The sequence below is a fragment of the Nisaea sp. genome (assembly GCF_017640745.1).
In the GTDB taxonomy this organism is placed as follows: Bacteria; Pseudomonadota; Alphaproteobacteria; order Thalassobaculales; family Thalassobaculaceae; genus Nisaea.
Genome location: NZ_JAEPQA010000027.1, coordinates 39,859 through 54,462, shown reverse-complemented (window position 1 = coordinate 54,462; position 14,604 = coordinate 39,859). Strand labels below are relative to the sequence as shown.

At 65.1% G+C, this 14,604-nt stretch carries 13 protein-coding genes and 1 pseudogene; 8 read left to right on the top strand and 6 right to left on the bottom strand.

From position 1 onward, the window contains the following. Positions 1-205 precede the first annotated feature (205 nt). Together JJ959_RS17310 and JJ959_RS17305 are read right to left on the bottom strand one after the other, a co-directional pair. On the bottom strand, positions 206-868 hold the full coding sequence (locus tag JJ959_RS17310) for a hypothetical protein (protein ID WP_292886402.1): 663 nt from the start codon (positions 866-868) through the stop codon (positions 206-208). Then, positions 865-1,986: an FAD-dependent monooxygenase gene (locus tag JJ959_RS17305; protein WP_292886399.1), complete on the bottom strand. Its 1,122-nt coding sequence runs from the start codon at positions 1,984-1,986 to the stop codon at positions 865-867. Before JJ959_RS17305 ends, JJ959_RS17310 begins: the two co-directional genes overlap by 4 nt. 469 nt (positions 1,987-2,455) lie before the next feature. On the opposite strand from JJ959_RS17305, the gene JJ959_RS17300 reads away from it, so the two are divergent. Further along, the gene (locus JJ959_RS17300) at positions 2,456-2,995 is read left to right on the top strand and encodes a helix-turn-helix domain-containing protein (RefSeq protein ID WP_292886459.1); all 540 of its coding nucleotides are present in this window, start codon (positions 2,456-2,458) and stop codon (positions 2,993-2,995) included. A 119-nt stretch (positions 2,996-3,114) separates the two neighbouring features. Here the strand turns inward: JJ959_RS17300 and JJ959_RS17295 are convergent, their stop codons facing one another. The 4 genes and pseudogenes from JJ959_RS17295 to puuE all read right to left on the bottom strand — a co-directional run. Then, positions 3,115-3,606, bottom strand: coding sequence for an ureidoglycolate lyase (locus JJ959_RS17295; RefSeq protein ID WP_292886396.1), 492 nt, complete (start codon positions 3,604-3,606; stop codon positions 3,115-3,117). Further along, on the bottom strand, positions 3,603-4,451 hold the full coding sequence (locus JJ959_RS17290) for a bifunctional allantoicase/(S)-ureidoglycine aminohydrolase (RefSeq protein WP_292886393.1): 849 nt from the start codon (positions 4,449-4,451) through the stop codon (positions 3,603-3,605). The genes JJ959_RS17295 and JJ959_RS17290 overlap by 4 nt, the downstream gene beginning before the upstream one ends. Continuing rightward, the gene (gene uraD / locus JJ959_RS17285; protein WP_292886456.1) at positions 4,448-4,936 is read right to left on the bottom strand and encodes a 2-oxo-4-hydroxy-4-carboxy-5-ureidoimidazoline decarboxylase; all 489 of its coding nucleotides are present in this window, start codon (positions 4,934-4,936) and stop codon (positions 4,448-4,450) included. The genes JJ959_RS17290 and uraD overlap by 4 nt, the downstream gene beginning before the upstream one ends. 30 nt (positions 4,937-4,966) lie before the next feature. Then, a pseudogene (gene puuE / locus JJ959_RS17280) lies at positions 4,967-5,863 on the bottom strand (allantoinase PuuE); the annotation flags it as partial. Positions 5,864-6,049: 186 nt separating this feature from the next. On the opposite strand from puuE, the gene uraH reads away from it, so the two are divergent. The 7 genes from uraH to JJ959_RS17245 are packed head-to-tail and all read left to right on the top strand — an operon-like array spanning position 6,050 to position 14,592. Further along, the gene (gene uraH / locus JJ959_RS17275; RefSeq protein WP_292886390.1) at positions 6,050-6,409 is read left to right on the top strand and encodes a hydroxyisourate hydrolase; all 360 of its coding nucleotides are present in this window, start codon (positions 6,050-6,052) and stop codon (positions 6,407-6,409) included. A 3-nt stretch (positions 6,410-6,412) separates the two neighbouring features. Next, entirely contained in the window at positions 6,413-7,870 is a 1,458-nt protein-coding gene (gene xdhA, locus JJ959_RS17270; RefSeq protein WP_292886387.1) for a xanthine dehydrogenase small subunit, read from the top strand. Further along, entirely contained in the window at positions 7,870-10,212 is a 2,343-nt protein-coding gene (xdhB, locus tag JJ959_RS17265; protein WP_292886384.1) for a xanthine dehydrogenase molybdopterin binding subunit, read from the top strand. Before xdhA ends, xdhB begins: the two co-directional genes overlap by 1 nt. Then, a complete protein-coding gene (gene xdhC / locus JJ959_RS17260; protein WP_292886381.1) occupies positions 10,209-11,054 on the top strand; it encodes a xanthine dehydrogenase accessory protein XdhC in 846 nt (281 codons plus the stop codon). The genes xdhB and xdhC overlap by 4 nt, the downstream gene beginning before the upstream one ends. Further along, entirely contained in the window at positions 11,047-12,606 is a 1,560-nt protein-coding gene (locus JJ959_RS17255; protein ID WP_292886378.1) for an ABC transporter ATP-binding protein, read from the top strand. The genes xdhC and JJ959_RS17255 overlap by 8 nt, the downstream gene beginning before the upstream one ends. Continuing rightward, the gene (locus JJ959_RS17250; RefSeq protein ID WP_292886375.1) at positions 12,596-13,672 is read left to right on the top strand and encodes an ABC transporter permease; all 1,077 of its coding nucleotides are present in this window, start codon (positions 12,596-12,598) and stop codon (positions 13,670-13,672) included. The genes JJ959_RS17255 and JJ959_RS17250 overlap by 11 nt, the downstream gene beginning before the upstream one ends. Further along, positions 13,669-14,592 (top strand): ABC transporter permease, encoded by a 924-nt coding sequence (locus tag JJ959_RS17245; RefSeq protein ID WP_292886372.1) that lies wholly within the window; start codon positions 13,669-13,671, stop codon positions 14,590-14,592. Before JJ959_RS17250 ends, JJ959_RS17245 begins: the two co-directional genes overlap by 4 nt. The last annotated feature ends 12 nt before the right edge of the window (positions 14,593-14,604 follow it).

The window sequence follows — 14,604 nt, the reverse complement described above, 5'->3', positions numbered from 1 at the left end:
TTGAACATAAAAACTAAATAATGTTTCGCGTATACTTTGCATGGATCGATGAATTCATGATTTGTCGATGAGTATTATGGCATGTCTTGGCACGGCAGGCGTTGGAACAATGTTAAGCTCACCTTTTGTCGCAGGAGCGTTTCTCGGGGTGCGCCGCCGCTGACAGAATTTCGTCTGTCGGTGCGCGGGTCCCGATCCCGATACGCTAATTGGCACCGCAGGGCGGTGGCTGGAGCTGTGTGTCTGCGGCCCCATGGATCCTGATCAGGATCCGGCGCGGCAGACTGCGCTGCTGACGGCCGCGAAACCGTTCGCCGCGGCTGCGTGCGACCGGTCTGTTCTCCAGGGCGTCGCCGCGGTCCGGGTCCTCGGTCAGCATGCCGAGGCCGAGATCGTCGATCCCGATCAGATGCAGGGACCAGCTCCCGGTGTGCCATGTGATCCGGCCCGCGGCTGGCGTCGCATTTGCCGGCAAACAGATTTCCGCGGGCTTTCCGTATCTCTGCTGAAGCGCGTCCTGCACGGCTCCGGCGCTCTCGCGCGTCGCCGCCGCATGGCGCCGCTCAAACAGCACTTGTCGGAGCCGCTCCTCAGCATCGAACTGCAGATAGAGCCGGAAGCTCGAGCCCAGCGTCGGAATGGACGGCAGGACGAGCCGGGCTTTCAGCGCGCCGAAGTCGAGACCGTCTTCGAGATAGCGGGCCTCCGGCAGGGCGTTGCGTGCGCCGTCGAGAGGCATGCCGAAGCTGAGCCGGGCAAGGGGAGGGGGAAGTGCGGTTTCGGCCGCTTCTGCGGCCCGGTTACCGAGGCCGGCGGCAAGGATAGCCAGCACAAGTGCAATTGCGGAGCCGGTCCGCAGCCGTCTCACCTGAGGCCGGCGCGCATCAGGCCGCGTTTGGCTCCCTGGAAGCGGCCGAGCGCCATCAGGCCCGCCTGACGCAGCAGTTTCTGAGGCGCATAAGGACGTGTCGCCACACCGGCAAGAGCGCCGATCGCCGAAAGCCGCCCGGCGACGTCGGGCTGCCGCCGCGGCGCATATCGCGCAAGGGTCTCGGCGGATCCGATATCCCGGTCTTCGGCCCGCGCGGAGCGCAGCAGGTCGGTCAGCGTCATGATGTCACGGACCGACATGTTCCAGCCCTGGGCCGCGATCGGCGGCGCGATGTGCGCGCTCTCCCCGATCGCCACCACGCGATTGCGCGCCGGCCGGGGGGTGAAGCCGAGATTGAGGGGGAAGACCGCCTTGGCGCCACTGAACGCGATTTTTCCGAAGGCGGGTTGCCGGCGTGACAACTTGCGCGCGATTGTTTCGTCGTCACAGGCGGCCAACGCATCGATATCGCCCGGAGAGGCAATCGTGATCAGCGAGGCATCGTATTCCGCGACCGGGATCAGGGTCAGCGTGCCGGTGTCGTCATAGCGTTCGATGCAGAGTCGCCGGTGCGGCTTTTCGAGGTGCACCGGGACGCAGAGCGCGCTGCGGCCAAGCGGACGTTTGCGAAGGGCGATGCCGGCGGCTTCCCGGGCGATGGATTGCAGGCCGTCGGCGGCGACCGCGAGGGCCGCTTCGAGCATCGTGCCGTCTGCAGTTTCAATCCGGACGCTCCGATCTCCGGGAAACACACCGGTGGCGCGCGATGCGACGGACGGCACCTCCGGAATGACGGCCATCAGGTCGCGAATAAACAGGTTTTGCGCGAGAAACTCTTCTCCGGCGTCGTCTGCCGTGAAATTTTCGGTCACCAGGCCGAACGGGCCCGTGGTCTCGATCCGGAGATCGAGCAATGGCGTCGCTCTCGAACGGACGTCTATGCCCAGGATATCAAGCGAATCAACGCTGGAAGGCACCAAGGCCGTGGTCCTGGGGTCCGTCTCCCGGTCGGCTCTAGGGCCGACCATCGCGGCCTCGAATCCGGCGTCGCGAAGAGCATGGGTCGCAAGTTGGGCTGTCGGACCATTGCCGATGACGGCGATATCGAGCTTCATGGCGCTTCCTTTCAATCGGATAGTAGACTTCGGGTTCGACAATGCAATCTTCAAGTTATTGCCCCATGGTCAACTTTAGATCGTAAAGGTTGATGTCACGCCGTGGCCTGGAATCTGCCGTGAAGCCCGTATTTAGCGCAAATGTCAGCTTTTTGGAGGCCCACGCAACCAATAGTATTTGTTTCTTTGGTGCCGAAAAATTCACCTATAACGTCCACGTGGAAATTGATCGTGCCGGCACAACATGGTATGGTTAACGACCTAGACGCCAGCCACGCAAGAAAATACAAGAACCGTTTCAGGTCTCGGTAGCGCGGCATCAAAGTCCGGCGGCGCGTTTTCTAGCGTAGCAGAAAGCTTTTAGGGCAGAAATCTCAACCAGAGATAAAGTTATTGTCTCTACCTCATCGGAATTCGGGGTTTTGGCAATTTTCGGTTTAGGGAACTCTTGAGGGATCGGGGGGTGATTATGAAAAATGCCGCCAATCGTCTTATTGACGAGGCAGCGGACGCTTCCGGGCAGGCGTCCGAAAAAGACTCGGCGGATCGGGGCAAGACGAATGCGAACAATCCGGTCGATGTATTCGTCGGCGCGCGCCTGCGCCGCCGCCGCAAGGAAATGGGAATGACGCAGCGGATCGTCGCGCAGAAGATCGGCGTGACGTCGCAGCAATACATGAAATACGAGCGTGGGGACAATCGCATCAGCGCGTCCCGTCTGTTCGATGTCGCTTCGGTCTTGAATACGCCGGTGTCCTACTTCTTCGACGAGATGGACGAGCAGACGATTTCACAATCGCCCGCCCGGCTGCTGGGTGCCGAGGATATCGCGCCGCCGGTTGCCAGCGCCCACGATGTCGAGATGGACTCTCCGCTGGCCCGCCGTCAGGCGAATGAACTGGTGCGTCTCTGGGGGGACCTGCCGGAACACGCCCGCGCGCGGATCGTCGATCTCGTCCGGACCATGTCCGAACTGGCCGAACCCGGCCATGACAAGGAACATCACTAAGCGGCTGTGATCAGCCTCTTGGGGTCAAAATATCGCCGCCCGCGCCGCTTCGGTTGTGCGGGCGGTTTGCTTTTTGGAGTATCGGCCGAAGACGCGTCGCGGCGCCGCCGGTACGCGTCCTAGCCGGCGACAATTGTGTAGGGCTCCGGGAGGTGGTGTTCTTCAAGATTGGCGCCGGGTCCGATCCTGTCGACGATCAGGAAATCCGCCGGGCCGGAAAGCGGCGCGAGCACGCCGTGCCAGCAGTTCCGCTTGTACTGAATGCCCTGGGCCCCGTCCGTGAGGAAGGCTTCCGGTTTGCCCGGCGCACCGTTTTCGTCTGCGGCGACGATGACAAGGAAGCGTGTCCCGTTCATCGGCACGAAGGCCTGGCTGCCGTCCGGATGCCGTTCCATCATTTTCAGGCTAAGGGGCAGGGAAACCGCATCGCTTCGGCCGATGCTGAGCGTGACCTTGCCCTCCGCGTCCGTTTCCGGCCGTGCGCGATCGTGATACCGCCCGCAAAGCCCGGCATTGATCATGTAATCCGGCGCGCCGGCGGCCTCCAGGACCTCGCCGTAGGGGGCGAACGCCTCCGCCGTCAGCGGCTGTGCGGTGATCGTCCGGCTCATCGCCCGAAGGCTCCGACACCGGTCAGCCGCGGATGGCGGTGCATGTCCTTGTAGAGCAGGTAGCGGAACGGTCCCGGCCCGGCGGCGTAGCAGGCCTGCGGGCAGAAGGCGCGCAGCCACATGTAGTCGCCCGCCTCGACCTCGACCCAGTCCCGGTTCAGCTTGTAGACGCCCTTGCCCTCGAGCACGTAGAGCCCGTGCTCCATCACATGCGTCTCCTCGAAGGGAATGGTACCTCCCGGCAGGAAGGTCACGACGGTAATGTGCATGTCGTGGCGAAGATCCGACGGGTCGACGAAGCGCGTGGTCGCCCACCGTCCCTCGGTATCCGGCATCGCGGCGGGCGCGATGTCCTGGTCGCGGGCGAAGACAGGCTCGGGCGCGTCGATGCCCTCGACCTTCTCGTACATCTTCCGGATCCAGTGGAACTGCGCGGGTTTTGCGCCATCGTTTCTTAGCGTCCAGCCGCTTGATGGCGGCAGGTAGGCAAAACCGCCAGGTGTCAGAACCTTTTCCTTGCCGCCAACTGTGACGGTGATCGCGCCGGAGACGACGAAGAGCGCACCCTCGGCGCCCGCTTCCGGTTCCGGCTTCGTCGAGCCGCCGCCGGGGGAGACCTCCATGACGTAATGCGAGAAGGTCTCGGCGAAACCGGAGAGCGGGCGGGCGATGATCCAGCCGCGGGTGTTCTCCCAGAACGGGAAGAGGCTGGCGACGATGTCCGTCATCACGCCCTTCGGAATCACAGCATAGGCCTCGGTGAAGACGGCCCGGCCTGTCATCAGCTGCGTCTGCCCCGGAAGACCGCCGGGAATTGCGTAGTAGGAACGGTCGGCGCCACTCATGGCAGGAGATCCTTCAGTCGGAGTTCGGTGATGCGTTCGACCTGTCGACAGGCCTCGGCCATTTCAGTCTCGCGGTCGTTTTCGATGCGCCTCTTGAAGGCCGCGAGGATGCTGGGCTTCGTGTTGTCGCGCACGGCGATGATGAAGGGGAAGCCGTGCTTCTCCACATAGCGCCGGTTGAGGTCCTCGAAGCTCGCGCGCTCCTCGTCGGTCAGTGCGTCGAGCCCGGCGCTTGCCTGTTCGGCGGTTGAGTTCTCGGTCAGGCGCTTGGCCTGCGCGAGCTTGCCCGCGAGGTCCGGATGCGCATTGAGAACGGCCAGCCGCTGCTCCGGGCTTGCCGAGCGGAAGATCCGGGTGAGGGCGGAATGCAGTCCGGTCGCGGTGTCGTGCGCGGGGCCGCGTTCGAGATCGAAGGCCGCCTCGGCGATCCAGGGCGAGTTCTCATAGATGCCACCAAAGCGGGCGACGAAACTCGCCTTGTCCATCCGGCTTGGCCGCTCGAAGCGCTTCGGCGGGTGTTTCGCCTTCCAGTGCTCGGCGATCTCGATCCGGCGTGCGAACCAGACCTTGTCCTTGGCTTTCGCATAGTCGAGGAAGCGCTTCAGGCCCGCCGCCCGGCCAGGGCGTCCGGCCAGCCGGCAATGCAGTCCGACGGACATCATCGCCGGGCGCCCTTCCTTGCCCTCATCGTAGAGCGCATCGAAGCTGTCCTTCAGATACTGGAAGAACTGCTCGCCGGTATTGAAACCCTGCGGCGTCGCGAAGCGCATGTCGTTGGCGTCGAGCGTATAGGGGATGATCAGCTGGTCGCGCTCACCCGCTTCCATCCAGTAGGGCAGGTCGTCGGCATAGCTGTCGGAGATATAGTCGAAGTCCCCGCGTGCGGCGACCAGCTCGACCGTGTTCATCGAGCAGCGGCCGGTATACCAGCCGCGCGGCGCCTCGCCGGTGACCTCGGTATGGAGCCGGATGGCCTCGACGATCTGCGCCAGCTCCTCCGCCTCGGTCATGTCCTTGTGCTCGATCCATTTCAGGCCGTGCGAGGCGATTTCCCAACCGGCCTGTTTCATCGCCTTTACCTGGGAGGGGCTGCGGGCGAGCGCCGTGGCGACGCCGTAGACGGTGAGCGGGATCCCGGCGTCGGTGAACATCCGGTGCAGCCGCCAGAAGCCGGCGCGGGCGCCGTATTCGTAGATCGATTCCATGTTCCAATGGCGCTGTCGGGGCCAGGCCGCCGCGCCGACGATTTCCGAGAGAAAGGCCTCGGAGGCCGCGTCCCCGTGCAGCAGGTTGTTCTCCCCGCCTTCCTCGTAGTTCAGTACGAACTGGACCGCGACCCGGGCGCCGCCCGGCCAGTCCGCATCGGGCGCGTTTGGGCCGTAGCCTTCGAGGTCGCGCGGATAGTCCCCCATCATCCCACCTCATCGTCGGTACCGGCGCCATTGTTCCGGAGAACGCGCGCGCGGACATTCAACAAAATTTTGAAAGACTCTTATGACATGGCGCCTTTCATATACAATTCCTTGAGAATCTAATTCGGTCAAAGAGCAGCCGGGAAAACCGGCGCGATATGCCGAGCGAACAGGGACAGAGAGACTATGGCGTCGGGACGTCTGACAACGCATGTGTTGGATCAGGCCGCCGGGAAACCCGCGGCGGGACTGAAGATCGCGCTCTACCGCCTCGACGGGGAAGCGCGCGAACTGGTCTCCTCGACCGTCACCAACGACGATGGCCGCACCGACGCGCCGATGGCGAGCGGCGACAGCTTTATCGAGGGCCAGTACGAGCTGGTGTTCGACGCAGGCGATTATCTGCGCCGCGCGGGACACGTCTCGGGCGAGATCCTCTTCCTCGACCGGATCCCGCTCCGCTTCGGCATCGCCGATGCGTCGCAGCATTTCCACGTACCGCTGCTGCTCTCACCCTACGGCTACGCGACCTACCGGGGGAGCTGAGCCATGTCGGCGCGCGGCGAGATCCGGTTCCTGCTGAACGACCGCGAGGTGCGGCTCGGGGCCGTCGGCGCCGGCGACACACTGCTCGATCATCTCCGTCTGGAGCAGCGGCTGCGCGGTACCAAGGAAGGTTGCGCCGAGGGCGATTGCGGCGCCTGCACCGTGCTGGTCGGGCGGCGCACACCCGACGGACTGAAATACGAGACCGTGAATGCCTGCATCCGCCTGCTGGCCTCGGTCGATCTCTGCCATGTCGTGACTGTGGAATATCTCCGCGACCCCGAGGGCGGGCTGCACGTTGTCCAGCAGGCCATGGTGGAGCATCACGGCAGCCAGTGCGGCTTCTGCACTCCGGGGGTCGTGATGTCGCTCTACGCGCTCTGGATGGAGGGCGGCTGCGGTACCGTCGAGGCGGTGGAAACAGCGCTCCAGGGCAATCTCTGCCGCTGCACCGGATATGCCCCGATCGTCCGGGCGGCGCTCGACGCGGCCGGTCGCGGAGCCGTGGCTGAAGACCCGCTTGTGTCGGAGCGCGAGGCCGTGACGGCGAAGCTGGCGGAGATGGACGATGGAGCGCGGGTCGTCGTCTCGCGCGGCGGCAGCACGGCGATCCTGCCGGCGGATGCGGACGATCTCGCACGCGTGCTGCTTGAGGTCGGCAATGCCACCATGGTGGCGGGCTCGACCGATGTCGGGCTCTGGATCACCAAGCACATGAAGGACATCTCTCCGGCGGTCTTCATCGGCCATGTCGCGGATCTGAAGCGAATCAGCGTGACCGGGGACGCGCTCTTCCTCGGTGCGGGCGTGACCTACAGCGAGAGCGCTTCGGTGATCGCGGAACACTTCCCGCATCTCGCCGAATTCTGGGACCGGATCGGCGGCTGGCAGGTCCGGAACATGGGCACCATCGGCGGCAATATCGCCAACGGTTCGCCGATCGGCGACACGCCGCCCGCCCTGATCGCGCTCGGCGCCGAACTGATGCTGCGCCGGGGCAGCAAGCGGCGGACGATCCCGCTCGAGGACTTCTTCATCGATTACGGCAAGCAGGACCGGGCACCGGACGAGTTCGTCGAGAGCGTGCGCATCCCGCTCCCTGTGTCGGGCACGCTGAACGCGGCCTACAAGATCTCCAAGCGGCGGGACGAGGATATCTCGGCGGTCTGCGGGGCCTTTTCAGTGGCGCTCGACGGCGGGAAAGTGACGTCGGTCCGGCTTGCATTCGGCGGCATGGCGGCGACGCCGAAACGGGCGGCGAAGACGGAGGCGGCTCTGCTGGGCCAGCCCTGGAACGAGGCGAGCGTGCGGGCGGCGATGGCGGCGATGGGGCAGGACTTTACTCCGCTCTCCGACTGGCGGGCTTCGGCCGACTACCGCTCCAAGGTGGCGGCCAACCTGCTGCTGCGGTTCTTCCTCGAAACTTCCGGCGGGGAAACTCCCGCGAGGCTGAGCGCGTGATGGACGGGGGCCGAAAACAGGGAACGATCCGCGGCGGCGTGCACAGCCCCGAGCGGCACGACTCTGCCCACAAGCACGTGGCGGGTTCGGCGGACTATATCGACGACATGGTCGAGCCGGCGGGCACTCTGCACGGCTGGCTCGGGCTCTCGGAAGCGGCCCATGCGGAGATCGTCTCAATGGATCTCTCCGCGGTCCGTGCGGCACCCGGCGTCGCGCTGGTCCTGACGGCCGCCGACATTCCGGGCGAGAACGACGTCAGCCCTGTCCATGCCCATGACGATCCGGTCTTCGCCGACGGCAAGGTCATGTTCCGGGGTCAGCCCATCTTCGCGGTGATCGCGGAGACCCGAGACGCCGCGCGCAGGGCGGCGGCGCTGGCGAAGATCGAGTATCGCGCGCTTCCGGCTCTGGTCACGATCGACGAAGCGCTGGAGGCGGGCGGCGATCTCGTGACCGCGCCGCTGAAGCTCGAACGCGGAGACGTTGAAAGCGCGCTGAAAGCCGCACCGCACCGCCTCAAGGGCGGGATGGAGATCGGCGGGCAGGATCATTTCTATCTAGAGGGGCATATCGCGCTCGCCATTCCGGGCGAGGACGAGACCGTCACAATTCATTCCTCGACCCAGCATCCGAGCGAGGGGCAAGTTCTGGTCGCACAGGTGCTCGGCATCCCTGCGAATGCGGTCTCGGTCGTTGTCCGGCGCATGGGCGGCGGGTTCGGCGGCAAGGAAAGCCAGCCGGCGCTCTTCGCCGCGGTCGCTGCGCTGGCCGCCAAGAAGCTGAACCGTGCGGTGAAGGTCCGCCCCGACCGCGACGATGACATGATCGCGACCGGGAAACGGCACGATTTCAAGGTCAGCTACGATGTCGGCTATGACGAGGAGGGACGGATCCTCGCGGTCGACGGAACCTTTGCGGCGCGTTGCGGCTTCTCGGCCGATCTCTCAGGCCCGGTGACGGACCGCGCGCTTTTCCATGCGGACAATGCCTACTACTACCCGGCCGTTCGCCTGCGCTCGCAGCCGCTCCGCACCAACACGGTCTCCAACACCGCTTTCCGCGGCTTCGGCGGACCGCAGGGCGTGGTCGGGGCGGAACGGATCGTGGAGGAAATCGCCTACGCGCTCGGCAAGGATCCGCTGGAGATCCGCAAGGCGAACTTCTACTGCGCCGGCCCGGACCGGGATGTCACGCCCTACCACCAGCAGGTCACGGACAGCATCCTCGACCGGCTGGTGTCGGAGCTGGAGGAAAGCGCGGACTATCAGGCGCGCCGGAAAGCGATCCTCGATTTCAACGCGAAGGGCGGCATCCTCCGCAAGGGCATCGCGCTGACGCCGGTCAAGTTCGGCATCTCCTTCACCGCGACCTGGTACAATCAGGCGGGCGCGCTAGTGCATGTCTACAAGGACGGCTCGATTCACCTGAACCATGGCGGTACGGAGATGGGGCAGGGGCTCTTCACCAAGGTGGCGCAGGTCGTGGCCGACTGTTTCCAGGTCGATCTCGACCGCATCAGGGTGAGCGCGACGACGACGGAAAAGGTGCCGAACACCTCCGCGACGGCCGCTTCCTCGGGTTCGGACCTGAACGGCATGGCGGCCCAGGACGCGGCCGAGCAGATCAAGAGCAGGCTGAGAGCTTTCGCGGCCGAGAAATGGGACGTTCCCGAAGACACGGTGCGCTTCGAGGCAGGGCAGATCCTTGTCGGCAGCGAGGTCCTGGGCTTCGAAGAGTTCATCGCCGCCGCCTACATGGCGCGGGTGCATCTCTCGGCCGCCGGATTCTACAAGACGCCTGACATCCACTGGGACCGCGCGGCGGGCAAGGGCCGGCCCTTCTATTATTTCGCCTACGGCGCGGCGGTCTCCGAGGTCACCATCGACACGCTGACCGGCGAATACCGGATCGACCGCTCGGACGTCCTGCACGACGTCGGGAAGTCCCTCAATCCGGCAATCGACAGGGGTCAGGTCGAGGGCGGTTTCATCCAGGGCGTCGGCTGGCTGACGACTGAGGAACTCTGGTGGGACAGGGACGGGCGGTTGCGCACCCATGCGCCCTCAACCTACAAGATCCCGCTCGCCTCCGATGTGCCGCGGATCTTCAATGTCGCTCTCGCCGAATGGTCTGAGAATAAAGAACGCACCATCCGCCGTTCCAAGGCCGTGGGCGAGCCGCCGCTGATGCTCGCGATCTCGGTGCTGGAGGCGCTTTCCATGGCGGTGGCGAGCGTCGCCGGCTACCGCGAATGCCCGCGCCTCGATACGCCCGCAACGCCGGAGCGAATCCTGCTCGCCGTCGAGCGGCTGCGGACTGTGGACGGAGCGGCGGCATGAGCGGGTCGTTCTTCGAGACCGCCGGAACGGCAATCCGGCTGGAGGTGGTTTCGGCGCATGGCTCGACGCCGCGCGCGGCCGGGACGGTGATGTATGTCTCCGCCGACAGCACCGAAGGCACGATCGGCGGCGGTCGTCTTGAACACATTGCCATCGAGGCGGCGCGCGAGATGCTCGCCGCCGGTTCTGCCGAGCGCCGGCTCGAAATGCCGCTCGGCCCGGAAATCGGCCAGTGCTGCGGCGGCTACGTTGCCCTCAGCATGCTTTTGCTCGACTCCGCCATGCTCGCCCGCGAGGGAGCGCACCTCGCGGCGGCGCAGCGGAACAATCCGTCAATCTACATCTTCGGCGCTGGCCATGTTGGCCGCGCGCTGGCAGCCGCGATGAGCCTGCTGCCGGTCCGCACCGTGCTGGTCGACGAGCGCGAGGAGCAACTCGCGCTCTGCCGGGCGGTGGTCGAGCAGCGTCTGACTCCGCTGCCGGAGGCCGAAGTGCGGAGCGCACCGCGGGGCAGCGCCTTCGTCGTCCTGACCCATGATCATGCACTTGATTTCATCATCACCGCCGAGGCGCTCATGCGCGGGGACGCGGCCTATGTCGGCATGATCGGCTCGAAGACCAAGCGCGCCTCCTTCGAGCGCTGGTGCGCGAAAAGCAGTGCGCCGGTGGGCGATACGGTGCCGCTGGTCTGTCCGATCGGGGCGACGGGGAGCGACGACAAGCGACCGGAAGTGATCGCTGCCTTCGTCGCGGCAGAGGTGATCGCGCGATTGACGGAGGCGCGGGCCGCGGGGGATGCTGCGCCGCAACAGGCTGAAGCGGGGGACGGGCTGAATGAGTGATGGGGTGACGAGCCGCCTGGAACTGACGGGGATCACCAAGTCGTTTCCGGGCGTGCTCGCCAATGACGATGTGAGTTTCTCCGTGGCGCCGGGCACGATCCACGCGCTGCTCGGCGAGAACGGGGCCGGTAAGTCCACGCTGGTGAAAATGATCTACGGGATCATGCATCCCGATGCCGGTGAAATCCGTTTCGACGGCAAGCCGGTCCAGGTCGCGAACCCGAAGGCGGCCCGTGCCATGGGCGTCGGCATGGTGTTCCAGCATTTCTCGCTCTTCGAGGCGATGACTGTGCTGGAGAACATCGCCCTCGGACTCGACGAGGCCGTCTCCTATTCCGAGCTCGAAAGTCGCATTCGTGCCGTGCTCGAGCAGTATCACCTGCATCTCGATCCGCACCGCACCGTCGCCACCCTCAGCGTCGGCGAACGTCAGCGCATCGAGATCGTCCGGGCCCTGCTGCTGACCCCGCAGTTGCTGATCATGGACGAGCCGACCTCGGTGCTGACGCCGCAGGAGGTCGCTCAGCTCTTCGACACGCTCCGGGCGCTCGCGAAGCGCGGATGCTCGATCCTCTATATCAGCCACAAGCTGCACGAGATCGTGGAGCTCTGCGACAAGGCGACGATCTTGCGCGGCGGCAAGGTTGTGGCGGAATGCGATCCGAAGAAGGAATCCTCCCGCTCGATGGCGGAAATGATGATCGGCGGCTCGCTGAAGGAGATTGAGAAGGCGGAGGGCCGCAGCTTCGGAGCCGAACGCTTCGTCGTCGCGGACCTTTCGCTGCCGGCCGATGACGAGTTCGGCACGACGCTCAGGAACATCACCTTTTCGGTCCGTGCGGGCGAGATCTTCGGCGTCGCCGGGGTGGCCGGAAATGGCCAGAACGAGCTGCTGTTGGCCCTCAGCGGGGAGCGGCCGGTGCCGTTCTCCGACGCGGTGAAGATCGACGGCACGCCGGTCGGCATGCTCGGGGCGGATGCACGCCGGAGGCACGGCCTCTGCGCCGTTCCGGAGGAGCGCAACGGCCATGGCGCGGTGCCGGGTTTCTCGCTCATCGACAATGCGATCCTGACCGCGCGCAACCGCAAGAACATGGTGAACTGGGGCGTGATCAACAGCCGTCTCGCCGAGCGTTATACGGACGAGGTGATCCATACCTTTGCGGTTAAGACGACCGGCGCGTCGTCGCCCGCCGGATCGCTTTCCGGCGGCAATCTGCAGAAATTCATCATGGGGCGGGAAATCATGCAGGCGCCGGAAGTGCTGGTGGTCTCGCAGCCGACCTGGGGAGTCGATGCGGGCGCTGCGGCGGCGATCCACCAGGAGATCGTCGATCTCGCCGCGCGGGGTTCGGCGGTGGTGGTGATCAGTCAGGATCTCGACGAACTGCTCGCGATCTCCGACACACTCGCAGTGATGAACGAGGGCGTGCTCTCGCGCAGCCTGAAGGTGGGCGAGGCCTCTGTGGACGAGATCGGACTGCTCATGGGCGGCGTGCACGGCGATCCCGAAGCGACACGCGAATATGCGGGAGCCGCCCATGTTGCTTGAACTGGAGAAGCGCAAGCAGCCGAGCCGCCGGATGCTCTACCTGACGCCGGTCATTTCGGTCCTGCTGACAATGATTGCGGGCGCCACGATCTTTTCCCTGCTCGGCTACGACGGGCCGGGCGCAGTCTGGGCGATCTTCTTCGTGCCGGTGCTGGATATCGGCGCCTGGCAGGATCTTGGTATCAAGGCGGCGCCGTTGATCCTGATCGCGACCGGGCTCTCCATCGGATTCCGGGCCAATGTCTGGAACATCGGTGCCGAGGGGCAGTACGTGATGGGCGGGCTTGCCGGTACCGGCGTCGCGCTTGCGACCTGGGAGCTGGAAGGCTGGTGGATTCTGCCGGCAATGTGTTTCGCCGGCGTGATCGGCGGCGCGCTCTATGCCGCGATCCCGGCCTTCCTGAAAACGAAGCTCAATGTCAGCGAGATCCTCAGCAGCCTGATGCTGACCTACGTGTCGATCCAGCTGCTCTATTTCCTGATGCGCGGGCCCTGGAAAGACCCGGAGGGTTTCAACTTTCCGCAGAGCCGGATGTTCAACGACAGCCAGCTCTTGCCCGAGATCGGCAATACCTTCGTCCATCTCGGCGTACCGATTGCCTTCATCGTCGCCGTGATCGCCTGGTACGTGCTCTCGAAGACCGTGTTCGGCTTCGAGATCCGGGTTGTCGGCGCAGCGCCGCATGCGGCGCGCTATGGCGGGTTCAACCAGAAGCGGACGATCTGGCTGGCGCTTCTGGCCGGCGGCGGATTCGCTGGGTTCGCGGGCATCCTGGAAGCGGCCGGGCCCTACGGTCAGATGGTGCCGCAATTCCCGACCGGTTACGGCTTCACGGCCATCATCGTTGCCTTCCTCGGCCGCCTGCACCCGGCGGGCATCGTGCTCGGCGCGCTCATTCTCGCGATTTCCTATGTCGGCGGTGAGATCGCGCAATCCTCCATCGGGCTTCCGAACGCGGCGAGCGGCCTCTTCCAGGCGATGATGCTGTTCTTCCTGCTAGCGACCGACATTCTGGTGACCTATCGCCTCCGCTTCGGCGGTGCGCGCAGCGGAGGCGCGGCATGACCGAAGCGATCCTGATCTCCATCCTCGTCACGGTCGTCGGCGCGGCGACGCCGATCCTGCTGGCGGGGCTTGGCGAATTGGTGGTGGAGAAGTCCGGCGTCCTCAATCTCGGGGTCGAGGGCATGATGCTTGTCGGCGCCGTCACCGGCTTCGCCGTCACCACGATGACAGGTGTGACCTTCGTCGGCATCGTCGCGGCGGCTTGCGCGGCGGCGGGTGCCTCGATGATCTTCGGCTACCTGACACTCACGCTGACCGCCAACCAGGTCGCGACCGGCCTCGCGCTTACCATCTTCGGCATCGGCCTTTCCTCGCTGATGGGCGCCGGTTTCGTCGGCCAGACGGTGGAGCGGATAGGCCCGCTCTTCCCGCCGGCGCTGGCCGAGCACGAGCATCTGCGGATCCTCTTCGGCTACGATCCGGTAGTCTATTTCTCCTTCGCCATGACCCTTGTGGTGGCCTGGTTCCTCCGCCGCACCCGTGCCGGGCTGATCCTGCGCGCGGTCGGGGAGAACGACGTCTCCGCCCATTCGATCGGCTATTCGGTGATCTCCGTGCGCTACATGGCGGTTGCTTTCGGTGGCGCGATGGCGGGGATCGGCGGCTGCTACTATTCGCTGGTCCTGACCCCGATGTGGGCCGAACGGCTGACGGCAGGCCGCGGCTGGATCGCGCTGGCGCTCGTCGTGTTCTCTGCCTGGCGGCCGATGCGGTTGCTTGCGGGCGCCTATCTCTTCGGTGTCGTGATGACGCTGGAATTGCACGCCAAGGCGGCCGGCTTCGAATATGTTCCGCCGGAATTTCTCGCCGCGATGCCCTACCTCGCGACCATCGTCGTGCTGGCGCTGATCTCGCTGCGGAAGTCCGTCGGTTCGCAGGCCCCGGCGTGCCTCGGCCAGCCGTTCAAGCCGTCGACCTGACACGTCTTGGTT